This is a genomic window from Pedobacter nanyangensis (assembly GCF_003313505.1).
Taxonomy (GTDB): Bacteria; Bacteroidota; Bacteroidia; order Sphingobacteriales; family Sphingobacteriaceae; genus Pedobacter; species Pedobacter nanyangensis.
Genome location: NZ_QMHO01000001.1, coordinates 96,466 through 121,994 on the forward strand (window position 1 = coordinate 96,466; position 25,529 = coordinate 121,994).

The following is a 25,529-nucleotide window of genomic DNA, read 5'->3' on the forward strand; positions in this document are numbered from 1 at the left end:
CTTCTAAACTATACCTGATTGGCCTTAATAAAGGCCACGCTCCTTTCAATATCCGTTGCCAACAACCTATCCGCTTCGTTAAAGCTTACCACGGTTCTAAAATCTTTCCATAAGTTTTCAATTTTTGGAGATGACTTTAATGGCCTACGCAACTCCAGGGCCTGTGTGGCGGTAATAAGTTCAATGGCTAAAATACGTTCCACGTTTTGTACCACACGTAAACATTTGGTTGCCGCATTGGCGCCCATGCTCACATGATCTTCCTGGCCATTGCTGCTTACAATACTATCCACCGATGCCGGTGTACATAACTGTTTGTTTTCGCTGGCAATGGAAGCCGCCGTATATTGAGTTATCATAAGACCGGAGTTTAGCCCCGCTTGCTTTACCAGGAAAGGCGGCAACCCTCGGCTGCCCGAAATCAGTTGAAAAGTTCTTCGCTCTGAAATAGACCCGATTTCGGCCAATGCCATACAAAGAAAATCTAGCGTAAGCGCCAATGGTTGTCCATGGAAGTTCCCTGCCGAAATAATCAGATCTTCGTCGGGGAATACATTTGGATTATCGGTAACGGCATTAATTTCTGTCTCAAAAACGGATTGGATGTAAGCTACACTATCTTTACTTGCGCCGTGCACCTGTGGCACGCAACGGAATGAATAAGGATCTTGTGTTTGCTTGCCCGTTTGAGCAATCAGTTCGCTTCCATCCAGCCAATTCCTCACATTTTCGGCAGTTTGCAACTGCCCCTGATGCGGCCTAATCAAATGACTGAGGCTTAAAAAAGGATCAATACGGCAATCAAATGCGTCTATAGCGGTTGCCGCAATGGCGTCGGCCCAATCCAGCAAACGTTTGGACTGCAAAAGTACATACACGCCATAGGCACTCATAAATTGTGTACCGTTTATCAGCGCCAAACCTTCCTTGCTTTGTAGGGTTAAGGCTTGCCAACCCAGTTGCTGGTACAATTGCGAGGTTTGGATCTTCTCCTCTTTATACCAAACCTCGCCCTCGCCAATTAACGGGATTGATAAATGCGCCAGCGGCGCCAAATCACCAGAGGCACCCAATGAACCTTGGGTATAAACTACCGGTAAGATGTTTTGGTTGTAAAAATCTATTAGGCGATGTACGGTTTCTAAGGCAACGGCAGAATGCCCGTAGCTTAGCGACTGTATTTTTAACAGTAGCATTAGCTTAACAATAGGTTTAGGCACTTCCTGCCCCGTACCACAAGCGTGTGACAACAGGAGGTTGTGTTGAAGCTGTGTGAGTTTATCTGCTTCTACCTTAACATTTTGCAGGTACCCAAAACCTGTATTAATCCCATAGATGGGTGCTTCCGTTTGGCGTAATTTCTCATCCAGATAATTCCTGCATTTAATAATTCGGGCCGTAGCTTCCGCAGCTAGCACAATGCTTTTCCCAGATTGTATAATTTCCTGCAAAATGGCCAAGCTTAGGACGCCGCTGCCTATTTCGTATTTGATCATATCGATTTCATTTGGTTGCCCAAAAGTATAAATAATTGCAAGGAATTGATGCAAATAAAAATGTCATTTCAACCTGAAGCACGGCCCAGTGAGGTTAAATGTTGTGGTTTGGTTGATCTTTCCAAAAAAATTAACGCTGCGGCGGTATGAATGTTGGTTAGTTGTTAAAGCCCTACAAACTTAGCTTTCCAAAATCTCCAGTTGGGCAATAATATCTTCTGGGCTGATGGGGTATGGTTGATCATTGGCAATGGTTTGATAAACGGCTTCGAATAACTCGCCATAATTCCCTAATGGAGAAGTGAGCAAAGAAACCTCTCTACCGCCACCACTATTTACCAAGGTAAGTTTACCAGCATCCTCCGCAATTTCCAAACCATAGCCGTCATCGGTAGGTTTCATCCCTTTTAAAAGTTGTGCTTCCTGTACATCGCCGTGGTTTTTGGAAAAAGCGCCTAAAGCGCCATTAACCACAAATGCCGGCGGAATATCAGCGGCCAACAAGGTAGCGGTTAAATACACATTTAACTGATTGGGATAGGCCAGGTGAATAAAGAAATAGTCATCTACCTTACTGTTTTCACGATTGCTGGCCAAAATTTTGTAAAATTTCTCTGGTTTGCCAAATAAAGCGATTGCCTGGTCTATCAGATGTGGGCCTAAATCGTAAGACAGCCCACTGGCTTCAAAACTGGGGTCTTCCTTAAATCCTTTCGGTCCAATTTCATTACGATAACGATCAAAACGGAAATGCACCTCGGTGAGCTTGCCCAATTTCCCGCTTTCAATAATCTCCTTGGTGATTTTAAATCCGCTATCAAATCTTCTGTTTTGATAAACCAGGGCATGCTTTCCAACCTCCTTAGCCAAAGCGAAAAGTTCATTGGCCTGGGCAACCGTTGCCGTAAAAGGTTTTTCAACCAAAATATGCTTGCCCGCCAACAGGCATTTTTTTGCGTAATGATAATGGGTGTAATTAGGGGTATTGATAATTACCAGGTCAATCGTATCATCAGCAATCAGTTGTTCAATACTATCATAACTGGCCACGCCGGGGTAATCTTGAGCGGCCTGTTTTTTACTGCGCTCGGTTACGGCCATAAAATTGAAGCCTTCGTGCAAATCAATAAAGGGGGCGTGAAATACCTTGCCCGACATTCCATAGGCCATTAAGCCCACATTTATTTTTGATCCCATAACTACAAAACTAAAAATTTGATAGACATATCGCTCAAAAATGAAGGCTATGAATGCATTAACCGTCCTATTTCCACGCTTTAAGTGTTGTATCTGGGCTTGCGCAAACAAAGTATATTTTCAAAAAACAATCATCTAAGTAAGGTTAACGCTATATTTGCATCATGAAACCATCCGAAATCAATATCAAATGGAAAGAACTGCAAGAAAAGATTGCGCAGGATTTTGACTCGGAAATACCAGATTTAAAGGTAATACTATTTTTGATCGGCGTACAGGAATTGGGAAAAGGACCGGGAAAATTTAGCAAGAGGCAAAAGGAAGAGTTGATGCACATTGCTACCTGCCGCTTGTTAAGCGAAATGGGATTTTACGAACTAGAGGGGCTTGACCAAGATGGCTGGCCACATTGGAAACTGGTAAAGCAAATTCCGCCCTACGTTGGACTAGAACAGGAAATGCTCCTGAAATCTCTAGCCATCAACTACTTTGCAGATATTTACGAATAAAAAATCCCCCAGCGATTAATCGCTGGGGGATTTTTTTGAAGATGTAGCCTAAGCTTATCCAGCTTTTTCAGCAGCTTCTTTTTTCAATTGTTCGTTAGCAACAATCACAATTTCTACCCTACGGTTAGCAGCACGGCCAGCTTCTGTATTATTATCAGCAATTGGCTCGTTAAAACCTTTGCCCTCTGTTACCAAACGTGAAGCCGGAACACCTTGAGAAACCGCATAGGTTTTAACCGCTGCAGCTCTTTTTTCTGAAACAGTTTGGTTTACAGCCGCTGTACCTACGTTATCGGTGTGGCCAATCACTTTTACATCGGTTCCTGGATATTGGTTTAATGATGCTGCCAATGATTGGATATTGGTTTTGGCTGCATCTTTCAATTCAGTTTTATTGAAATCGAAAAGGATACCGCTATCAAATCTTACGATAATTCCCTCACCTTCGCGAATTACTTCTGCCCCTGGAATTGCTTGTTTAATTTCGGCCGCCTGCTTATCCATTCTTTTTCCGATAAAACCCCCTGCAGTACCGCCAACAGCAGCGCCTATTACCGCACCTACAGCTGTGTTACCCGCTTTTTTTCCAATTAAAGCACCAATTACACCTCCAGCTGCCGCACCAATACCCGCACCTTTTTGAGTATTGTTTAGGCTATCGCAGCTTTGAAAAATCATAGCACCTACCGATAAAGCTATAGCGACAGTTGCTGTCTTAAATTTTGTAGTCATCATTTTTTATGTTGTTTATTTTCTAATGTTGTCTGTTTTCATGTTCAAAGGTAATGCCAATTTAACATATTTGTGTAAATTATTCGGCTTTTCTTGTTAACAATCACTGATTTACAAATAAATAAGAAGATCATACGGCCTCCTTCCCGCTTGGGCATTGACCAAAATTTTATACAACAAACTCGTTACATGGACAAGTTATTCCCCAAAATAGGCTTCCAGTTCCTTTAAAGAATTCTCATCGGTATGGAAATCTTTAATGACCTTACCTTTCTCTAGTAAAATGATCCTATTACATACGTCCGTTACGTGGTTCAAATCGTGGCTCGAGATAAAAGTGGTTAAGCGCTGGGTAGTATTAAGGTGCTTGATCAGGGACTTAAGCCTGATTTGTGTAGTAGGGTCCAAGTTGGCAAAAGGCTCATCTAAGATTAACAGCTCAGGTTTTTGCATCAGCGCTGCGGCTATGCCCACCTTATTTTGGTTACCCTTCGAAAAATCTCTTATATACTTGCCCCGATTTAATATTTCGCCGTTAAAGAACTCCTCATATTGTTTCAGATAATCGGCAACGTGAGCAATGCTTAAGCCATGCAAGCTTCCAATAAAGGTAAAGTACTCTTCTGGCGTGAGGTAATCGATCAGGAAACCTTCATCAAGATAGGAAGCTGTATAATCTTTCCATTGGGCGCTTTTGGCCACATTAATGTCTTTTGAAAGGATCTCGCCTCCATCGGCACGTATCAGATCCAAAAGCATCCTGAAGAAAGTAGTTTTCCCAGCGCCATTGTTCCCTACCAAACCGATCGTTTCGCCTGCCCTAATATTTAAATTTTGAATATCTACTACGGTTCTACCACCATAGGTTTTTAATAAATTCCTAACTTCAATCATAGTTTTATTCTCTAAAGCCTTCGGCTATTTTATAACGCTGTTTTTCAAATCTCTTTACAATAAGATCAATCCAATAATTTCTGAGTAAAAGGGCAATTAAACCAAACAGGCCAATGGCCAACAACCCCCAGTAAGGTTTGTTCATCATTCCAAATGGCACGTATAAAAATATCGGCACCAAAAAGAAGGGAAGCCCTAAAATCCACTGTGTGGCACCAACGCCCTGCCAATTAAAGCTGGCGCTTTGCGTAATGTCTAACCGTTTGTAGTTATTGGTGGCAAAAAACAGCACGATTACTGTGCCAAATCCAATATTATAAAGGTAGGCAGCCAAATGCAAAAGCAACAGTTTATAACTTATAAAGCCATAAAAGCTAGACAGAATGGTGATAATGGTACAACTGATGGTAAACAGCAAAAACTTGGCCTTAATAAAATCCCTGAAATTGATTTTGTTGACTAGCAGCCCATCAAAATGGGCGCTTTGCCAAGCAAACATAAATTGCCCATAGGTTACAATGGAAATGCCTGTCATGAAAATAGCGGCAAATAACATGGCACCAAACTGGTCTGTAGCCAATAGTTTATCTTTGTAAAACAAGAAACCATAGGCCAAAAACAAGAGCCCCATAATGATAGATGTCCTTGATCTTTTATGTCTTAAAATAAGTTTAAGTTCCAAGGCCGCCAATTCGCCAACTTTGCCAAAACTATTTAAAAACGGATAGTCTGTACTAACTTTTTTATCATCTTTTGAGCTCAGCTCCTCGGTATATAGGTTGTTTCTTAAAAAAATAGAATTAACGCTAAAAATAGCCACAGCAGCTGCTACAAAAGCCAAAGACAGGTAAGGATATTTGGCCACAGATTGGAAGATTAGATTAGAAAAATCTCTAATGGAAATGAGCTGATAGTAATCTAAGCCGGCCAAACCCAAAATCAGCAGCATGCCCACACCAAAAATAGCCACATTGTTAATTGCCTTGCGCTTGAGGTAAAGCACTAGGTAGTTATTAAAAAAGACAAGTGCTAAAATAGACAGTAGATAGGCGGTACCCACCAAAGCGCCTTGTATGGTCATGATATTAAGGATCACGAACGGGAAGAAAATAAACCAGGGCAATATGTTAAAAATCGAAAACAGCGACTTTATGTTTAAAAAGTTGACGATGGTTTTTCTGGAGATATTTAAATGCAGATAAGGTACAATGCTTAGGGTAGGAAGCTCCTGCATTTGTATCCTAATTACCAGGTCGAAAAGGAAATAATATAGGATCAGTCCGTTAAAAATAACCGTGGGATTAATGCCTGGCATAAATTTTTCGATGAGTGTGCTCATCCAAAAGCCAATTCCGATAGCTACGACTAAAAAATAAAGCATGAAAAAGCCCAGTACTATTTGAGCGGCAATGCTTCCTGCTTTATTTCGGCTACGCCAAAATGATTTCCATTGATGTGATAAAAATATTGATATCATTTCGTTTAAAATTTGATGATTTCTTTGACAATTTGCGGCACTAAAGCCAAACCAATTGATATTTCATGATTGCTAGTATCTTTTTCTTTTCCGAATCGTATTCTTCGTGTGTAATCAGTTTTCATCAAACAATTGGGATAGATTAATAATTGTATTTATTCTTCCAGTTTTGTTTCAGTTTTTCTCGTAGTTTTTCTTCGGCGGGGTTTTTACCAGGATCGTAAAGCTTAGTGCCACTTAATTTTTCCGGCAAATATTCCTGGGCTTCAAAATTACACTCATAGGCATGTGAGTATTTATAATCGGCTCCATAACCAATGTTTTTCATGAGCTTGGTTGGGGCGTTACGCAAATGTAAGGGCACTGGCAAATCACCGGTTTCTTTCACCAATGCCTGAGCGTGATTAATGGCCATATACGAAGCATTGCTCTTTACGGATGAGGCCATGTAGGTTACACATTGCGAGAGGATAATCCTGCTTTCGGGAAAACCGATGACATTGACGGCCTGAAAACAGTTATTGGCCAATAGCAAGGCGTTTGGATTGGCGTTTCCGATATCCTCAGAGGCTAGGATCACCAGCCTACGGGCGATAAATAATGGATCTTCGCCCCCCTCGATCATCCTGGCCAACCAGTAAACGGCAGCATTGGGGTCACTTCCTCTGATAGATTTGATGAAGGCCGAGATGATGTCGTAATGTTGTTCCCCAGCTTTGTCATACAGGGCCAGGTTTTGTTGCGCATGGGCCAACACGTTTTCATTGGTAAGCTCCACTTTATCGCCGCCAATCCCGTTAATGGCAATCTCCAGCACATTCAATAATTTCCGGGCGTCGCCACCACTTAAACGGATGAGCGCTTCGTGCTCTTTGATCTTTACTTTTTTCTTCGATAAAACTTCATCTTTAGTGATGGCTGTATCCAACAGGCCAACCAGCTCCTCTTCGGTTAAGTTTTGGAGGATATAAACCTGGCATCGGGATAGCAAAGCTGAGATGACTTCGAAGCTTGGGTTTTCGGTAGTGGCGCCTATCAACGTAACCAATCCACGCTCTACGGCCCCTAACAAACTATCCTGTTGCGATTTGCTAAACCGGTGGATTTCATCGATAAACAGTACGGGCATGCCCATAAAACCACCTTTCATGGCAGCTGCTTTGTCTATCACTTCCCTTACATCTTTTACCCCCGAATTAATGGCACTTAATGCAAAAAAGGGGCGGTCCAGGTTTTGGGAGATAATGGTGGCCAAGGTGGTTTTTCCTACTCCTGGCGGTCCCCAAAAAATCATGGATGGAATACGACCGCTTTCGATGGCTTTGCGCAGTACCGCTCCTTCGCCCACCAAATGCTTCTGTCCTACATATTCGTCAAGGCTTTTGGGTCGTAATCTTTCGGCTAATGGTACTAGGTTTTGCATAATGTTTTTTTTGGCCACAGATGCACAAATGATTCTTTAAAGTCAATAAGTATAAAATCTTGTCAAGATGTTACCATACTAATCTCTTATAATTTAAGCGTGTTTCTCCAAATTAACTAAAAGAGGAGTCATTTAAAATAATTTAGAGATTGCTTCGTCGTTCCTCCTCGCAAAGACGGGAACTACGAACAACGTCATTGCGAGCTTTGCGAAGCAATCTTAAAGTATATGATACAACTTTGCAGCCCCCTTATTCAGCTTTTGCCGGCGCAGCCTGTGGCTCACCACCTTTAGGCTTTTTCTTAAAAAACTTTTTCTTCTTATTTTTATAGGGTTTCTTCTCTCCTTCAGGCTGCTCTTTTGGTGCCTCGCCTAAATGTTCGGGCAATGGAATTCTATCGATAGGACGTTCAATTAGCTTTTCAATATTGGCTAAGCGACGTTTATCTTTTCCATTAACCAAGGTAATGGCCGTTCCTGTGGTTGCTGCTCTGGCGGTACGACCAATACGGTGGATATAATCTTCGGGGTCCTGCGGTGCATCGTAGTTAATCACCAAATCAATTCCCGTCACATCTATTCCTCGGCTCAGCACATCGGTACCTATTAATACGTTAAGTTTGCTGTTTTTAAAATCCAACATGATGGCTTCCCGTTCCTTCTGTTCCAAATCACTATGAAAAGCCTCGGCCTTAAGTCCCAACTTTCTAAACACCTTGCCCAACTCCTTCACTTTTTCCTTACGCCCCGCAAATACGATAATCCGATTATAATTTGCAGATTTTAGGATCTCTGTAAGCAAACCTATTTTCTGCTCATCGTGAATTAAATATACTTGTTGGTTAATGCCCTCAGCAGGTTTAGAAATCGAAATGTTAATTTGCTCGGGCTGCTGTAATAGATTGTTTGCGAGCTTTCTGATTTTAGGCGGCATGGTAGCCGAAAACATGACCGTTTGGCGCTCTTTGGGCAGGTACCCAACAATTTTCATGATGTCGTCATAAAAACCCATGTCCAACATACGGTCTGCCTCATCCAGCACCAAATGCTCCAGTTTGTCCATTTTTAATGTCCCTGAAGCCAAATGTGAAATAAGTCTACCCGGCGTAGCAATAATAATGTCTACGCCTTCACGCATCGATCTCTTTTGCTGATCATAGGCCACACCATCGCCACCACCATAAACCGTTAACGAACTAATGTTGGTGAAATACGAAAGCGCTTCTACCTGTACATCTATTTGTTGGGCCAGCTCACGAGTTGGCGCTAAAATCAAAACGTTGTTATGTCGCTCGTGCTTTTGGGTCAAAAGGTTCATTAAAGGCAACAAATAAGCGCCTGTTTTCCCTGTTCCTGTTTGTGCACAAGCAATCAAATCTTTGTTTTCGCTAATGATAGGGATGGCCTGTTGCTGTATGGGCGTTGCATTTTTAAAACCCATTGCCAGTAAGCCTTCTAAAAGCTCAGTGTTAAATCCAAATTCTTTAAAATCCAATTGATATCTAATAATATAATTAGGATAAAAGTATCGTTAAATAGAGGGAAAAGCAAACCAACGCTGGGTTTCTTGATACAAAACCTTATTTATTAATCTAAAAAGGGTATTTTTACACTAATGAAGAGGTTTTTAAACACCAACATATTTCTAATTTCTCTTTTTGTTTTTGTACTGGGTTATTCCAATTGCATGGGACAAAAAAATGAGATCAAACCCTTACATCTTTTTTTACAAAAAAATGCCGACAGCACTTTGATTTTTAAGTACGAAAGCAATTGGATGACTTTGCCAGAATATTGGGTCATCAGCAAAAAGAACGACACCATTACCCGTTACAGATATAAATTTGACGACAGGCGGGCAAGAATGCCAAAGTCTGTACGTGACACGCTTTCAAAAATTAACCCCATAGATCTAAAAGCGGAGTATAAAGAGATATATAGTGTTGGTATCAACAAATATTTTAATGCTTTATATACCGATAACACAACCATTAAGGCTTTTTGGGGGAGATTACAACGCTTAAGTCCGTGGACCATTAATGATGATAGCGTTGAAGGCTGGGGGTGTCCCCCAAATGAGAAAGGCGAAGTAAATCAGATTTACGATGGCGGCGGAATAAGCTTATTTCTAATCAGTAAAAAAGAGATCAAACACCTTTCCTTTTATGCACCTGATTTCTACAACAAGGTATGCCCTGGCAAAAAGGGCCGGCAAGCCATATTACAGATAGAAGAACTATTTAAGGATAATTTTAAATAGCAAGATTACAAAGCATATTTATTTGCAGCTAAATTTTAGCGCAAAGAAAAGACGTGCTTTGCAAAGGATACCAAGTTTCATTGCACTGTTTTTGGTTAATTAAACCTGATGGCAGCGGATATCCTTTTTGCTTAAGCTTGCTTCGTTCCTAGCAGTGACGAAAAAAGCAAAAAGATAGCAGCGTACAGCAGGACTACAGAAGCCAAGGAAAAACAGCGTACATTTCCAATTTTAACTCCTTAAACTACAAGTGCAAACGTTGCCAAAACAGCATTTTAATTAGAACGTTTCTAAATTGTCGTTTTGTCGTTTTTTTGTAAGTTTTATTCCCAATAAGTTTTCATATTTTAGATAGATTTGCACACTAGAATTATAAATAAACAATCTAATGAGTAGTTTAAGTAAAGCTTTTACGTCGTCTATAGGTAAAAAGTTTGTAATGGGGCTAACGGGTCTTTTCTTGATTTCGTTCCTTATTGTTCACGTATCTATAAATGCGCTGATTTTTTTAAATGACAGTGGAGAAACCTTCAATGTGGCGGCCGACTTTATGGGGCACAACATTGTTATCCGCATCATGGAAGTTGGATTATTCGTAGGAATTATCCTTCACATTGTACAGGCCATTATTTTGACCTCGCAGAACAACGCTGCAAGGCCACAAAAGTACGCCTACAATAAAGCATCTGCCAACAGCACATGGTATTCTCGCAGCATGGGTTTACTGGGCACCTTAATCTTGATGTTCTTAGTATTGCACCTTTATCACTTTTGGTGGCCTACTAAAGTGGCTGTTTACACGCACCAAGAGCACAATACTTTCCAAAACATTGTGATGATTTTCCAAGAGCTTTGGGTAGTGATTATTTATGTTCTAGGTGTGATTTCATTAGGCTATCACTTATTGCACGGTTTCCAATCGGCTTTTCAAACCATGGGCTGGAACCACAAAAAATGGACTCCAGTGGTAAAAACGGTAGGTATATGGTTTTCCATTATTGTGCCTATCATTTTTGCGCTAATGCCAATATCTATTTACCTAGGTTGGATTGGCTAAACCGAAACGTTTAATTAAAAGGATTAAGTAAATGTCGAAATTAAATTCAAATATCCCTGCGGGCGAATTGACCCAAAAGTGGACTAAATATAAATCTTCTGTACCCTTGGTTAACCCAGCCAACAAAAGAAGTTTGGAAATTATTGTAGTGGGTTCTGGTTTAGCAGGTGCATCTGCAGCGGCTACCCTGGCCGAAATGGGCTACAAAGTAAAATGTTTTTGCTTCCAGGATTCACCTCGTAGGGCCCACTCTATTGCGGCTCAAGGTGGTATCAACGCCGCAAAAAACTATCAAAATGACGGGGATAGTACTTATCGTTTGTTTTACGACACCATTAAAGGTGGTGACTATAGGGCACGCGAGGCCAACGTACATCGTTTGGCAGAAGTAAGTGCAAACATTATTGACCAATGTGTGGCCCAGGGAGTTCCCTTGGCTCGTGAATATGGCGGTTTGTTAGATAACCGTTCTTTTGGTGGTACACAGGTACAACGTACTTTTTATGCTGCTGGGCAAACTGGTCAACAGTTATTGTTAGGTGCTTACTCAGCTTTAGAGCGTCAGGTAGGCATGGGCAAAGTACAAATGTACACCCGCCACGAAATGCTCGATGTGGTAATTATTGATGGTAAAGCTCGTGGTATCATTGCCCGTAACCTGATTACAGGGGAGTTGGGGCGTCACTTCGGCCATGCGGTGGTTTTAGGCACTGGTGGCTACGGAAACGTATTTTACTTATCAACCAATGCGATGGGAAGCAACGTTACCGCAGCTTGGAAAGTGCACAAAAAGGGTGCTTTCTTCGGAAACCCTTGCTATACGCAGATCCATCCTACTTGTATTCCAGTTTCTGGAGACCATCAATCAAAATTAACCTTGATGTCGGAGTCGTTGCGTAACGATGGCCGTATCTGGGTGCCTAAAAAGAAAGATGATCCACGTAAACCTTCGGATATTCCAGAAGACGAAAGAGATTATTATTTAGAGCGCCGCTACCCTGCTTTTGGCAACTTGGTCCCTCGCGACGTAGCTTCCCGTGCCGCTAAAGAGCGTTGCGATGCTGGTTATGGCGTAGGCGCTTCTAAACTAGCCGTTTACTTAGATTTTAAAGCAAATACAGAGCGTTATGGTCGTATCGAAGCTTCAAAAGCTGGCAACCATAATCCTGATAAGGAAACCTGCATGCGCTTAGGTACTGCAGTGATCAAAGAAAAATACGGGAACTTGTTCGACATGTATGCGCAGATTACCGGTGAAAACCCTTACGAAACACCAATGCGTATCTATCCTGCGGTTCACTATACCATGGGCGGTATCTGGGTAGATTATGACTTAATGACCACTATACCAGGCTTATATTGCACAGGTGAGGCGAACTTCTCTGATCATGGTGCTAACCGTTTAGGTGCTTCGGCATTGATGCAAGGTTTGGCAGATGGTTATTTCGTATTGCCTTACACCATTGGCGCTTACTTATCAAAAGAGATTGCGACCAAACCAATTCCTACAGACCACCCCGCGTTTGTGGAAGCAGAGAATAATGTAAAAGCAACTATCGATAAATTCCTAAGCATTAATGGAACTAAATCTGTAGACCATTTCCACAAAAGATTAGGCCACATTATGTGGGAAAAATGTGGTATGGCCCGTAACCGAGAAGGCTTAACCCAAGCAATCAAAGAAATTCAGGATCTGCGTAAGGAATTTTGGACTGATGTTAAAGTGCCTGGCTCTGCTGATGAATTTAACCCTGAATTAGAAAAAGCGCACCGCGTTGCCGATTTCTTAGAACTTGGAGAATTGATGTGTATTGATGCCCTTAACAGAGAAGAAAGCTGCGGCGGACACTTTAGAGAGGAACACCAAACCGAAGAAGGCGAAGCAAAGCGTGATGACGAAAACTTCTCATACGTAGCCGCTTGGGAATACAAAGGTGAAAGTCAATTCGAGCTGCACAAAGAAGAATTGAACTACGAGAACATTAAAGTTGCACAAAGGAATTACAAATAGTAGCAAGAAGTGAGTATCAAGTATCAAGACTTGAATCAAAATCTTGATACCTGATACTTGTTACTCGATACTGAATACTTAAAAAAATGAGTACAGGAAACATGAATTTAACGCTACAAGTTTGGCGTCAAAAAAATAGCAAATCAGCAGGTAAACTAGTTGATTACAAGCTTTCTGATATTTCTCCAGACATGTCTTTCTTAGAGATGTTTGACGTTTTAAACGAGCAATTAATTAACAAAGGCGAAGAGCCAGTGGTATTTGACCACGACTGTAGAGAAGGAATCTGCGGGATGTGCTCAATGTTCATCAACGGACAGCCCCACGGACCAAAGGACTTGGTAACCACTTGCCAATTGCACATGCGTTCATTCAAAGATGGTGATACCATTGTAGTTGAGCCATGGAGAGCAAAGGCATTTCCAGTGATCAAAGATTTAGCGGTAGACCGTTCTGCTTTTGACCGCGTAATTGCTGCAGGTGGTTTCGTATCAGTAAACACTGGTAATGCCCAAGATGCGAACAACTTGCCAATTCCTAAATCTAAAGCAGATGCGGCTTTTGAAGCTGCTGCCTGTATTGGTTGCGGTGCTTGTGTGGCTACTTGTAAAAATGCTTCGGCAATGCTTTTCGTTTCGGCTAAAGTTTCTCAGTTGGCTTTATTGCCACAAGGCCAACCCGAGCGTTACCGTCGTGTACAAAGCATGGTAGCTCAAATGGACGAAGAAGGCTTTGGTAACTGTACCAACACTGGTGCCTGCGAGGCCGAATGTCCAAAAGGTATTTCTTTAGAGAACATTGCTCGTATGAACAGAGATTATCTCAACGCTAAATTTATCAGCGAAGAAGAAATATAAGTTCAATTGGCATGATAAATAAATCCCCAAATCTTTAGTTAGACTTGGGGATTTATTGTTTTTAATAGCACTATCGTCATTAAAACCGCAGCAAAGCGAGTGGAGAAATCTTTGGACTTTGTAATGATCCTGCGCATATTTAGTACTATTCCAAGGATCTCTCCGCAAGGTCGGGATGACGGTACCCAGTATGGTATTACAAGTTGACAATGATGAACCATTAAAGAGCACCGGAAGTGCAATGTAAGTTTTAACAAAAAACAACAAACAATCCCAGTCTCCTATCGTTTTAATTAAAAGACTTTTAATTATGACAAAGCAAACAAAAATATTGAGCGGTGTTTTAGCTGGAGTAGCTTTAGGGGCCGTAGTTGCGATGGTATTATCGTCTGATAAACATAGTGACATGAAAAATAAAATAAACGATTGGTTTTGTGACCTTTTTGATAAATCGAAAGATAAACTGGCTGGTATCGCCGAAATGGCAAAAGATAAAGCAGACAAAATGAAAGCATAAATTTCTCGGCATTGCGAGGCACGAAGCAATCTCTAATAATGGATAGTTGATTCGTACCTCGCAATGACGTTTGCATTTCCGTATCTTTGGAAATGGATATTTACGGAAACGCCCTTTTAGATTACTACCAAACAGGCAAAGCCGAAATTTTATGGCTTCATAATTCCTATGGCGAGCCCGAAGAAATGCCTGTAGATGTTTTCTTTAGGAATGAAGACGGTATGCCTGAAATAGAGCTTAAAGCCCTAAACCTCTGTAAAGGAAAAGTGCTTGACGTTGGCGCTGGGGTGGGTAGTCATGCACTACTGCTCGATCAAAAAAACATCGACGTCACCGCCATCGATATTTCTCCAATTGCCGTGCAAATCATGCAAGATCGAGGTGTAAAGAATCCTCAGTTACAAAACATCTTTACCGTACGTGAAAAATACGACACTTTGCTGTTCATGATGAATGGCATTGGTCTCACAGGGACTTTGCAGGGCTTTGAAGATTTCCTAGAAAATGCCAAACAAATACTAATTCCAAAGGGGCAATTGCTTTTCGACAGTTCTGATATTTCCTATTTATACGATGACCTACCCATGCCCCTTAATCAGTATTTTGGCGAAATTAGCTTTTGCTATGAATACCGAAAGCAAAAAGGCAATTGGTTCAACTGGCTTTATATTGATCCAACCACGCTGCAACGTTTAAGTAAACAGCATGGCTGGAATTGCAAAATTGTATACGTGGATGAGCAAGACCAATATTTGGCGCAATTAACTTTGTAATTGACGAATTTAGAGTTACAATTTACGACCAAAATAGCACTGCCCTGTAATAGACGCCAATTGTCCATCTAAGATCGTAATTCGCAAATTAGGCGTTTTCTTCCCACACTTGTGCCAAGTGGACAATAGTTTCCACAGACTTTACCATATCTTGCACTGCAACCCATTCTTGCTTGCCATGAAAAGCGTGTCCGCCGGTAAATATATTTGGACAAGGCAATCCCATAAATGACAGTCGGGAGCCATCGGTACCACCTCTAATGCTGCGTGTGATTGGATTAAGGCCCGCTCTCTTTAAAGCTTCAATACCGTTGGCCATAATTTGAGGATATTTATCCAATACCTCTTTCATATTACGGTACTGTTCCTTAATCGTCAATGTGTATGTTGATTTTGGATAGGCCTTCATTACTTCTTTCACGATTCCTTCTAAAGTCTCGCCATGAGCCTTTAACAGCTCGTTATCAAAATCACGAAGGATAAAACTAGCTTCTGCTTGTTCTGCTGTTCCATTCATTCCAACGGGGTGAATAAAACCTTCTTTTTGCGAAGTACTTTCAGCACTCAACCTATCTTTTGGTAATGCGCTAATGACATCTGCCAAAATCTTAATGGCGCTTTCCATTTTTCCTTTAGCAAAACCTGGGTGTGCACTTACTCCATTAATCACCAATTTAGCACCATCCGCAGAGAACGTTTCATCTTCAATTGAACCTAAAGTCTCTCCATCTATGGTATAGGCAAATTCAGCGCCCAGCTTTGCTAAGTTCACTTTATCTACACCACGACCAATCTCCTCGTCAGGTGTGAAAAGTATTTTAATAGTACCATGCTTAATTTGAGGATTTTGCACCAAATAGGTAGCGGCCTCCATAATTTCAGCCACACCGGCTTTATTATCTGCCCCAAGTAGCGTGGTGCCGCTTGCGGTAATGATATCGTGGCCAATCTGATTTTTCAGATCTTTATGCTCTGAAAACCTCAAGACCACATTATGGTCATCTGGCAATACCAAATCCTCACCTTGATAATTCTTGTGAATAATCGGTTTTACATTTTCGCCACTGCTGTCGGGAGAGGTGTCCATGTGTGAGCAAAAGCAAATTACTGGCACTTTTTTATCGGTGGTAGAAGGAATGGTTGCGTAGACATAGCCATACTCGTCCAAATGCGAATCACTTAAGCCCAATTCTAGCAATTCTTGTGCTAAAATCTTACCTAGATTTTTTTGTTTAGCCGTAGAAGGAGTAGTGGGTGAAGAAGCGTCAGATTGGGTGTCTATTTTTACATATTTCATGAACCTTTCGGCTATAGAAACAGCATTTATTTTTATATCTTGCATAAATTCAAAGATATTATTTATTATTTTGAATAAAGATTATACTTTTGCAAAGTAAGCACTTAATTTATAACAACTTGAAAAAACGTTACTTAGCTTTATTTCTGATTTTTTTTACGATTACAGCATTTGGGCAATCAAATTTTTATAAATTAAGTGGCGGCATAGGTGGTGGCGGAACCTACACTTTCACCGATGTTAAAAAAGGCAGTTTTGGTTACGGTGCCTATGGCGCTCTTGACTATCATTTTACTCCTTTTATTACTGGAGGCTTAGAGTTGCAGATGGGCCTTGCCAAAGGCGGGAACAAAGATACAGACCCTCACAACAGGGAATTTACAAATGCCTTTAAAGCTGTTGCTTTAAACTTCAAATTCAGGGCTGGCGAATTCACTGACTTTTACTACAGCGACTTCCTTAATTACACCAAAGGTTTTTATCTGGGCACAGGTTTGGGCTTTGTACAAAGCCACATGAATTCAATTGTAAGGTACAAAACACGGGATGATGGCAGCACTTATACCTTTCCTGGCGACGACAAGGGCTCCAGCGTTATGGTTCCCGTTAACTTGGGTATTGATTTTTATTTCCCCGACAGTTGGGGCGATATCAGATACATTTTTAATGTCAACTATCAAACAAATTTTGTGTTTGCCGATAATTTTGATGGCTACAATGATCCTAAAAACCAGGGATTCAAAAATGTAAGTCCGGACATGTATAATTTCCTCTCCATTGGAATTAAATACACTTTTGGACCTAAGGGCATCACCCGAAAAACCATCCGCTAGTTTATTTTGGGCTAGATTATCCAAAATTTTGGATACAGTCTTATTGTTATAGAAACAAAAGCTATTTTTATACATAAATCATTTGATAATGAGGGTATATTTTCTTTTGTTACTTATCTGTATTACCATGACTGTTTTTGCGCAATTAACTCCTTATGAGGCCAGTCAAAAAAAAGCTACTGCTACCTATAATGAAGCAATTGCTTATTACCAAAAACTCGCCACGGCATTTAGCAAGCAGGCAAAGCTAACGACCTACGGACAAACCGATTTTGGTAAACCCCTGCATTTGCTGGTGCTTAACAGAGATGGCATTTTTGATGTAGCCAAGATAAAACTGGCAGATAAACGTGTACTACTGATTAACAATGGCATCCACCCGGGCGAGCCTGAGGGGATAGATGCTTGCATGATGTTAGCGAGAGATTTGCTGAACAAAAACCAACTGCCCAAAAATGTGGTCGTTTGCATTATTCCAATTTACAACATTGACGGCAGTTTTAACAGAACCGGCACTTCAAGGGCCAACCAAAACGGGCCATTAGCTTACGGTTTTAGAGGTAACAGTAAGAACTACGATCTTAATCGCGACTTCATCAAAACGGACTCTAAAAATTCGGCTGCTTTCCAGCAGATCTTTAACACTTGGCAGCCAGAAATTTTTGTGGATACCCACACCAGTAATGGTGCAGATTATCAATATACCATGACCTTGATCCCTACACAAAAGGACAAGCTTAACCCAACTTTATCCAACTACCTTACACAAACCATGCTGCCTTATCTGTATCGGGAAATGAAGGGAAAAGGTTTTGAGTTAATTCCCTACGTCAATTCGGTTAAAGAAATTCCAGACAATGGCATCGCTGGTTTTATGGAAAGTCCCCGCTACAGCACGGGTTATGCGGCATTGCACAATACCATAGGCTTTATGCCCGAAACCCATATGCTAAAACCTTATGACAAAAGGGTAGAATCAACCTATAAGCTATTGGAAACCTATATCGGACTGGTTGAGCGTGATGCCAGGGTAATTGGAGAGAACAAGAAAAAAGCAGATGCAGAAACGGCGTCAAAAACATCATTTACCTTAGATTGGAAATTAAACAAAGATCATTTTGAGGAGATTGAATTTAAAGGATATGCGGCCAAATACAAACCTAGTGAAATAAGCGGATTGGACCGATTATATTATGACAGCAATGAGCCATACACCAAAACCATTAAGCAATGGAACAGCTTTGAACCTGCTTTGACAGTTGAAAAACCTATTGCCTACATTATTCCCAAAGCTTGGGACAGAATAGTCCAACTATTAAAACTCAACAATGTTAAAGTTAGCCAGCTGAAAAAAGACACAAATCTGGACCTCAACATGTATCATATCACAGACTTTAAAACGGCGCAAAGGCCTTTTGAAGGGCACTACTTACACTCGGCTGTAAAAGTAGAGCCGAAACAACAAAACGTTCAATACTATGCAGGAGATCATGTTGTTTATGTCAATCAAAAAACCAATCGCTACATTGTAGAAACTTTGGAACCGCAAGCACCCGACTCCTTTTTCAATTGGAACTTTTTTGATTCTATTTTGGGGCAGAAAGAACATTTTTCATCCTACATTTTTGAAGATACCGCCGCACAACTTTTAAAAAACAATCCATCCTTAAAGCAAAAACTGGAAGCCGAAAAAGCAAAAAATTCGGAGCTGGCCAAAAGTGCTTATGCACAATTGGAGTTTGTTTACAAAAATTCTGATTATTTTGAGCCCACTTTTATGCGCTATCCTATTGGAAGGCTTATGAAGGATATTAAATTAGATATAAAATAATTAGATTATCGTCATTGCGAGGTACGACCGCGAAGCAGCTACGCAGTAAACCAATCTTAAAGCGAGAGTTTCTCCTTTAACTTATTGGTAGGATTGCTTCGTACCTCGCAATGACGTGATTTTTAAAGCAACAACCAAAATCAACATGCTACTAGAATACTGGAACGCTGCGCCCGTCGCATCAATCATCTTCCTTTTTACTATTGCAACCAGCATTTATGCTTTTAACAACCCACAGTTATTTGGCAAATTTATGCTGCATCCTTACAGTATAGCCAAGGGGGGCAAACTATATACATTCATTACCAGCGGGCTTATCCATGCAGATTGGATGCACCTTTTCTTCAACATGTTTACGTTCTTTTTCTTTGCGTTCAGGTTGGAAACCATTATAGGCCATTGGCAATTTGGCGTGCTTTATCTTGTTTCACTAATTGTGAGCGATATCCCTACTGCCATTAAGCACAGGGAAAATTATGGATATAGCAGTTTGGGAGCGTCGGGCGCCGTTAGTGCGGTACTTTTCAGCTACATATTGTTTGATCCGCTGAATTTGATTTTAGTGATGTTCATTCCTATGCCGGCCATTTTATTTGCGGTGCTTTACCTTGCATATTGTATGTATATGTCCAAAAATGGAAGGGACCATATCAATCACGATGCACACTTTTTTGGGGCCTTAACAGGATTAATATTAACGGTAATTCTTGTTCCCGGGGCAGTTGCACATTTTATCAACCAGCTATCCAGCATCTGGCAGTAAAGGTTCTTCAAAAAAGCTTAATGGCGCTTTGGGGTCTTTAATGATTTCGAACAACGTAAAACCATAAGGTTTCCAAAAGTTTTCCAGTACCTGGGCATAGGTCTTATGTTGCCATTCATCAAAAATGGGTTTGTTTTGTATCCCACGCAGTGGCATCGGATCAATATAAGCCACATCGTTCGCTTCAATAACATTGTACTCTGGCAAACGGTTAAACAGGTAAGCCGAATAAAAGAAACGGGCCGCAAGCTCTTCAAATTGCTGGTCGGTTAAAGGCTTGTCCTTGATAAAATCCAGCAGTTGCTGATGGTACCTTGCATTGGTTCCGTTGTCCTGCAAACATGCCACAATTCCAAAATCTTTAAATTTCAAAGAGAATATTAGCGTATTGATTTCATCGCGAAAGCTAAATGCCGTATCTGTATTTTCCAAAGGAACTACCACGATAGACCAAGGTTTAAACGCTTCAAATTCTACTTCCCTGAAAATACCTTGCAACATTAAATGGAGGTTGCCAAATTTGTGCATCAAGCCTTGTGACATGTTCATCCCATCGCCACTTAACTGTTTCAAGCGAATTGCGCCCTGCATTTCGATATACAAAAAGCTGTACATCAATTTACCCACCCAATGAAATAAATCTATCTCTGGCAAAGCCGAAACACCCTTATAACCTTGTTCAAACGCAGTTTCTATCTTTTGTTCCAAAGGTAAAATGGCTTCACTATAGATTTCTGCGCTGGCAGGAACCACTAAACTCTTGTACGTCCTGATACTTTCGTCCAGCAATTTGATTTGTTCCTCGCCAGTAAGCTTGGCCATGTTTAACAACCAATCAGGCAAAACACGGACCCCCAAAGGCGAAGTTGAACTACCGCTCAAAAAACATTTGTCGTTTCTAAAATCGAACGTTTTAAAAGGATTATAAAGACTATGGTTCATCGCCGCAATATTAACAATAATTGATAAGGGAGTAATGGTTTTATTGTCATATTGATGAAAGATCGTTAACTGTTGGAATTGTTTAAGTGCTTAACTGATTATTGCCAAAAACACCGATCGCTAGCTTTATTCAATCATTCAACACTTAAACATTCAAAATTATAGACTTACGAAGTTTAACTTTTGTTTAGCTATTATTTTTTTATGGTAAAGTTGAGGGCTTTGCCGTTTAAAAACTTCGTAAGTCTTCTAATACCTGCTATAAAACGAGGTAATATGATCAACCAACTGGGCATAAATTGGCTTGGTAAACTCTACGAATAAATTACCGGGTGGCGGAGGAATTACTTCCCTTTTTCTGGTTAGCGCCAATTGCTGCCTATCTAATGCTCGTTCATCACCCCTAAATGAAGCCCAATAATCTTTCCAAACGTAGGTACCCGCAATTTTCTGGTTACGCAAAAGTTTATTGGTACTTAAATCTACCACCGCAAAGTTCAACAAACCAGAAGAGGAAACCTGCTTTTCAAAAACACTATAAGTGGCTTTAACGGTTCCATAAATTTTGCCCCGTCTGTTTTCTCCAATAACCACGCTGTCTCTTTGTAGCTTTTCTATTCTTTCTTTCACATAGGTTTGGCCAACGATGAAGTCGTCAAAATGTAGTTCTACCAATTGGTCGGCTCTTAACTTTTGAGCGGCCGCTTCTTCTTCCGAGTAAAATCTTACAAAGGTATTCCCTTTATAAGTAGCCAAATAATTAGCTATTTGTTCCTGAAAGTATTGATTGCTTAATCTATAAGTATTGCTGTTAATAATCGCAGGTTGAACCACCACTTTTAGCACCGCAGCCCAATAGGCATCCTCTATTTTTTCCTTTACTCCTTTTAAGGATGGATATAAGCTTTGCGCTTTCACAAAATGATGATAGGCTACCTTTGCGCTTTGGCGGTTATTTTCCCGCAATGAACGCTCGCCTAATAAATAACGTGCTTCTGCTGCCCGGTATCTCGAGTCTTCAAATTCTTTGATGTATTTTGGTGGGTTAGGCACCAAATTCAAACAACTCGGACAAGCATTTACTTCGTCGCTCAACTGGTTAATTTTTTGGTAGCGATACATGATATTTTCCCATTTCAGCCCATCAGCCGAAGCCTTGGCTTCGTCAATTTTCCTTAAATGGGTTTTAATGGCCAAATTAAATGCCTCAGGCAAAACCTGCATCGCCTCTTTATTTTGTGGCGAACTTCTTAACCGGTCAACCGCTTTAGAAACTGCGGCATCGTAATCACCTTTTTGCAAGGCATTTTTTCCAGTGGTACATCCAATAATTAATATGGATAAGTAAAGAAAATAACGTAATCTTGAAATAGAATTCATGGCCATGATATTAGCGTTAACAAATATACTGCAAGGCTGTAAACCTTTTAATGATTTAGACGATTAAAGATGAAAATTAGTTGCAAGGAATTTGAATTAGAATTGAAACACCCGTTTTCTATTGCCAAATTTACCCGAACCAGCACCCCGTTATTCCTGTTAAGAGTAGAACACGAAGGAAAAGTAGGTTACGGCGAAGCAAGTATGGTTCCTTACATGGGCGAAAGCTATGAAACCGCCAATACATTTTTAAAAAAAGTAGACTGGAACCAATTTAAATTCCCGCTTGATTTTGCCAGCATCAATGAATATTTAGACCACCTAGCGCCAGGTCATCCTGCCATCAAAGCAGCTATCGATATTGCGCTCCATGATTTAAACGGGCAGCTACTCAACAAGCCTTGCTACGAAATATTTGGCGCTGATCCTGCTCAAATGCCCGTAACTTCTTTCACCGTAGGCATAGATACCCCCGAAGTTTTAAAGAAAAAACTGGAAGATGCCAAAGACTTTAAAGTGGTGAAAGTGAAGCTCGGTAGAGATAATGACAAAGAAATTATCGAGACGATCCGCAGCGTAACCAATGTACCGCTATATGTGGATGCTAACCAAGGGTGGAACGAACGGAAAAAAGCCATCGATTTGATTTATTGGCTGCACGATAAAGGGGTGGTTTTGATTGAGCAACCGATGGATAAAAATAATTTGGAAGGAAATGCCTGGCTAACGGAACGCAGCCCTATTCCAATTTTAGCAGATGAAGCCATGCAACGCCTTTCTGATTTAGATTCGCTGAAAGGTGCTTACCATGGGATCAACATCAAACTGATGAAGAGTACTGGCATGTATGAAGGGCATCAGACCATTTTAAAGGCACGCCAGCTAGGCATGAAAGTATTGATTGGTTGCATGAGCGAAACTTCCATTGCTACCTTAGCGGGTGCTCATTTAGCGCCACTTTGCGATTGGGCCGACTTAGATGGCCCATTTTTGACCATCAACAACCCGTTTGACCAACCTGCTTTTGAAAATGGCAAATATATGCTCAACCAATTGCCTGGCTTGGGACTGACGGGGGTTAAGGAAGATTTATTCGGGTAAAAGTTGGGTGTTTGAACACTTAACTTATTATTATATTTTAAAAATCACCTCGGTAGCGCCGTAACCGAATTTCTCTTTACGGGCATCCATAAAGGTACGTACCTGAGGATGTTTGCTGATTTTTTGATGGATATGGTGCCTTAAAGTTCCATTTCCAACACCATGAATAAACACGATGGAAGGCATTTGATGTACGATGGCCGCATCCAAAGCCTCTTGGAATTTCGCCAATTGAACCTCTAAGATTTCGCTTTGAGACAGAAACTGATGATCATCCCTTAACTTCTCAATATGCAAATCTACTTCGTTAGCTGGCTTGGCTATTTTTGGTCTTTCTTCTTTGGGCGTAAAAAAGCTTTCTTTTAGCTTTTGAGCATTTATCACCAATGCAGGTTCATCTAATCTTATCAACCACCCAAATTTATTGATCTCCGTGATTTGGTTTTTGGCACCACTAAAATCTTTCGATTTAAAACGTCTTTCGACCTGCAATGGAGTTTTAGGTTTTTTATTGGAAGTAGTAAAATACAATGCTTGAAAAGTGAAACCAGGCCAGTTGTCCAAATCGCCTAAATTGGCGGTATAAATTTGCACTTTGCCTTTTGGCTGAACGACACCTGCAAACTCACCTTTATAAATCCCTCCTTTTTCTGTTTTCAGAGAAAATAATAATTGATAAGAACTTTGGTTCAATAACGTAAAATGCGCTACTACGGAACCTTTACTGTCTTCGGCAACCGCCAAATAGATTCCATCTTCTACAAATTTTTCGTCTACCTGTTTGGTAGGCATGGCATTGTTGCTGGTATCGGCATTGCTAAAATGACCATGCACGTAGGTCAAATTACCTGTGGACACTGGTATTTCAAACCCGTCAGTATCTGTAACTCCTACCGTGCGCTCGTCTATTTCACTAGTCACATAGCCTTCTCTTTTCTCATCAATAAAACGAACGTAATCTCCTATTTTGAACATAATAGTATTTAGTAATTAGCCTTTAGTATTTAGAAGTGGATTTTTGTTGTTTAATATTACCATTTAATTAATGCGCTTGCCCAAGTAAATCCCGAGCCAAATGCCGCCAAGCAAATCAAGTCGCCATTTTTAACCTTACCTGCTTCCCATGCCTCGCTTAATGCAATAGGCACAGATGCGGCGGTGGTATTGCCATATTTTTGGATATTGTTAAACACTTTATCATCGGTTAAACCTAATAATTGCTGCACGTATTGGCTGATGCGCAAATTAGCCTGATGCGGCACCAGTAAGTCAATGTCCTTTGCGGTAAAATTGTTAGCAGCCAAAGCTTCGTTAATCACCTCAGGAAACTTCACTACCGCTTTTTTGAATACTGCTGGACCATCCATATAAGGTAAAGCGGCACCACTTTCCAATTGTTCGGTAGTCATAAACAAGCCGCCAAGTTCCTTTTCTGGAAACGCAGGTTTGTCTTTCAACCATTTATTGGCGTGGGCTCCGGGATAATGCATGGCCAAAATCTCGGCATCGGCACCATCACTGTGTAAATGTGTACTTAAAATCCCCTGGCCTTCTTTATCTGCTCTTTGTAACACCGCAGCTCCGGCGCCATCTCCAAAAATTACGGAAACATTCCTGCTTCGGGTTTCAAAATCCATTGCAAACGAGTGCTTCTCACTACCTACCACCAGAATGTTTTTGTACATCCCCGTTTTTATGAACTGATCGGCCACAGAAAGCGCATACACAAACCCCGAACATTGGTTCCTAATATCCAAGGCGCCTACTTCCTTCATGTTCATTTCACGCTGCAACAACACCCCACAACCCGGGAAATAATAATCGGGGCTAAGGGTGGCAAAAATAATGAAGTCGATATCATCCTTAGTCACTCCCGCCCTTTCCATGGCCACTTTAGCGGCTTCAATCCCCATCGTGGTGGTGGTTTCTTCGAACCTGTCGGCAAAACGGCGTTCTTTAATCCCAGTACGCTCCTGGATCCATTCATCACTGGTTTCCATGAACTTCGACAAATCGTTATTGGTATACACGTTTTTTGGCACATAGTGGCCTATGCCAGCAATTTTTGTCCTATACATATTAGGTGGTTTGATCAACAAAGATAGGTTAATTTACGATTTTTGATCGACTAACGGCTATTGCGTCCAATAAAAGAAATTGAAGTAACATCATGTTTTCT

23 protein-coding genes are annotated in these 25,529 nt (G+C 40.9%); 11 read left to right on the forward strand and 12 right to left on the reverse strand.

The features are described from left to right. Positions 1–8: 8 nt before the first annotated feature. On the reverse strand, positions 9–1,496 hold the full coding sequence (hutH, locus tag DUT71_RS00420) for a histidine ammonia-lyase (RefSeq protein ID WP_205313804.1): 1,488 nt from the start codon (positions 1,494–1,496) through the stop codon (positions 9–11). Positions 1,497–1,676: 180 nt separating this feature from the next. Then, the gene (locus tag DUT71_RS00425) at positions 1,677–2,693 is read right to left on the reverse strand and encodes a Gfo/Idh/MocA family oxidoreductase (protein WP_113660588.1); all 1,017 of its coding nucleotides are present in this window, start codon (positions 2,691–2,693) and stop codon (positions 1,677–1,679) included. A 164-nt stretch (positions 2,694–2,857) separates the two neighbouring features. Here DUT71_RS00425 and DUT71_RS00430 point away from each other — a divergent pair, with 164 nt between their 5' ends. After that, a complete protein-coding gene (locus DUT71_RS00430) occupies positions 2,858–3,202 on the forward strand; it encodes a hypothetical protein (RefSeq protein WP_113660589.1) in 345 nt (114 codons plus the stop codon). A 54-nt stretch (positions 3,203–3,256) separates the two neighbouring features. Here the strand turns inward: DUT71_RS00430 and DUT71_RS00435 are convergent, their stop codons facing one another. The 5 genes from DUT71_RS00435 to DUT71_RS00455 form a co-directional block, all read right to left on the reverse strand. Next, a complete protein-coding gene (locus DUT71_RS00435; RefSeq protein WP_113660590.1) occupies positions 3,257–3,937 on the reverse strand; it encodes an OmpA family protein in 681 nt (226 codons plus the stop codon). 195 nt (positions 3,938–4,132) lie between these two features. Beyond that, positions 4,133–4,828 (reverse strand): ABC transporter ATP-binding protein, encoded by a 696-nt coding sequence (locus tag DUT71_RS00440; RefSeq protein ID WP_113660591.1) that lies wholly within the window; start codon positions 4,826–4,828, stop codon positions 4,133–4,135. A gap of 4 nt (positions 4,829–4,832) precedes the next feature. Continuing rightward, a complete protein-coding gene (locus DUT71_RS00445; protein ID WP_113660592.1) occupies positions 4,833–6,305 on the reverse strand; it encodes a DUF5687 family protein in 1,473 nt (490 codons plus the stop codon). A 142-nt stretch (positions 6,306–6,447) separates the two neighbouring features. Next, positions 6,448–7,728, reverse strand: coding sequence for a replication-associated recombination protein A (locus DUT71_RS00450; RefSeq protein ID WP_113661062.1), 1,281 nt, complete (start codon positions 7,726–7,728; stop codon positions 6,448–6,450). Between the two features lie 250 nt (positions 7,729–7,978). Beyond that, positions 7,979–9,223, reverse strand: a complete 1,245-nt coding sequence (locus DUT71_RS00455) for a DEAD/DEAH box helicase (RefSeq protein WP_205313806.1) — start codon at positions 9,221–9,223, stop codon at positions 7,979–7,981. A gap of 120 nt (positions 9,224–9,343) precedes the next feature. Between DUT71_RS00455 and DUT71_RS00460 the strand changes: the two genes are divergently transcribed. The 6 genes from DUT71_RS00460 (at position 9,344) to DUT71_RS00485 (ending at position 15,203) form a co-directional block, all read left to right on the forward strand. Continuing rightward, the gene (locus DUT71_RS00460) at positions 9,344–9,988 is read left to right on the forward strand and encodes a hypothetical protein (protein WP_205313807.1); all 645 of its coding nucleotides are present in this window, start codon (positions 9,344–9,346) and stop codon (positions 9,986–9,988) included. A gap of 388 nt (positions 9,989–10,376) precedes the next feature. Continuing rightward, a complete protein-coding gene (locus tag DUT71_RS00465) occupies positions 10,377–11,045 on the forward strand; it encodes a succinate dehydrogenase cytochrome b subunit (RefSeq protein WP_113660594.1) in 669 nt (222 codons plus the stop codon). 31 nt (positions 11,046–11,076) lie between these two features. Next, positions 11,077–13,056, forward strand: a complete 1,980-nt coding sequence (locus DUT71_RS00470) for a fumarate reductase/succinate dehydrogenase flavoprotein subunit (protein ID WP_113660595.1) — start codon at positions 11,077–11,079, stop codon at positions 13,054–13,056. A gap of 86 nt (positions 13,057–13,142) precedes the next feature. Continuing rightward, the gene (locus DUT71_RS00475) at positions 13,143–13,913 is read left to right on the forward strand and encodes a succinate dehydrogenase/fumarate reductase iron-sulfur subunit (protein ID WP_113660596.1); all 771 of its coding nucleotides are present in this window, start codon (positions 13,143–13,145) and stop codon (positions 13,911–13,913) included. A gap of 310 nt (positions 13,914–14,223) precedes the next feature. Beyond that, positions 14,224–14,430: a YtxH domain-containing protein gene (locus DUT71_RS00480; RefSeq protein ID WP_113660597.1), complete on the forward strand. Its 207-nt coding sequence runs from the start codon at positions 14,224–14,226 to the stop codon at positions 14,428–14,430. 92 nt (positions 14,431–14,522) lie between these two features. Beyond that, positions 14,523–15,203, forward strand: a complete 681-nt coding sequence (locus DUT71_RS00485) for a class I SAM-dependent methyltransferase (RefSeq protein ID WP_205313808.1) — start codon at positions 14,523–14,525, stop codon at positions 15,201–15,203. 88 nt (positions 15,204–15,291) lie between these two features. Here DUT71_RS00485 and pepT read toward each other — a convergent pair whose 3' ends face one another. Further along, the gene (gene pepT / locus DUT71_RS00490) at positions 15,292–16,545 is read right to left on the reverse strand and encodes a peptidase T (RefSeq protein WP_113660599.1); all 1,254 of its coding nucleotides are present in this window, start codon (positions 16,543–16,545) and stop codon (positions 15,292–15,294) included. Positions 16,546–16,619: 74 nt separating this feature from the next. Here pepT and DUT71_RS00495 point away from each other — a divergent pair, with 74 nt between their 5' ends. The 3 genes from DUT71_RS00495 to DUT71_RS00505 all read left to right on the forward strand — a co-directional run bounded on the left by DUT71_RS00495 (position 16,620) and on the right by DUT71_RS00505 (position 19,927). Next, on the forward strand, positions 16,620–17,333 hold the full coding sequence (locus DUT71_RS00495; protein WP_113660600.1) for a hypothetical protein: 714 nt from the start codon (positions 16,620–16,622) through the stop codon (positions 17,331–17,333). An 88-nt stretch (positions 17,334–17,421) separates the two neighbouring features. Next, a complete protein-coding gene (locus tag DUT71_RS00500) occupies positions 17,422–19,164 on the forward strand; it encodes a M14 family metallopeptidase (protein WP_113660601.1) in 1,743 nt (580 codons plus the stop codon). 145 nt (positions 19,165–19,309) lie between these two features. Continuing rightward, complete coding sequence (locus DUT71_RS00505) at positions 19,310–19,927, forward strand: rhomboid family intramembrane serine protease (RefSeq protein ID WP_113661064.1); 618 nt, start codon at positions 19,310–19,312, stop codon at positions 19,925–19,927. Here the strand turns inward: DUT71_RS00505 and DUT71_RS00510 are convergent. Then, positions 19,907–20,869: a hypothetical protein gene (locus tag DUT71_RS00510; protein WP_113660602.1), complete on the reverse strand. Its 963-nt coding sequence runs from the start codon at positions 20,867–20,869 to the stop codon at positions 19,907–19,909. The two genes, DUT71_RS00505 and DUT71_RS00510, sit on opposite strands and share 21 nt — an antisense overlap. Before the next feature lie 249 nt (positions 20,870–21,118). Next, a complete protein-coding gene (locus DUT71_RS00515) occupies positions 21,119–22,249 on the reverse strand; it encodes a hypothetical protein (RefSeq protein ID WP_113661065.1) in 1,131 nt (376 codons plus the stop codon). A gap of 69 nt (positions 22,250–22,318) precedes the next feature. On the opposite strand from DUT71_RS00515, the gene DUT71_RS00520 reads away from it, so the two are divergent. Further along, positions 22,319–23,350 carry a dipeptide epimerase gene (locus tag DUT71_RS00520; protein WP_113660603.1) on the forward strand — a complete coding sequence of 344 codons (1,032 nt, stop codon included), beginning with the start codon at positions 22,319–22,321 and terminating at the stop codon, positions 23,348–23,350. 30 nt (positions 23,351–23,380) lie between these two features. On the opposite strand, the gene DUT71_RS00525 is transcribed toward DUT71_RS00520, so the two are convergent. Together DUT71_RS00525 and DUT71_RS00530 are read right to left on the reverse strand one after the other, a co-directional pair. Beyond that, a complete protein-coding gene (locus DUT71_RS00525; protein WP_317048845.1) occupies positions 23,381–24,325 on the reverse strand; it encodes a Smr/MutS family protein in 945 nt (314 codons plus the stop codon). A gap of 56 nt (positions 24,326–24,381) precedes the next feature. Further along, positions 24,382–25,428 (reverse strand): 3-oxoacyl-ACP synthase III family protein, encoded by a 1,047-nt coding sequence (locus tag DUT71_RS00530; RefSeq protein WP_113660605.1) that lies wholly within the window; start codon positions 25,426–25,428, stop codon positions 24,382–24,384. Positions 25,429–25,529: the final 101 nt, after the last annotated feature.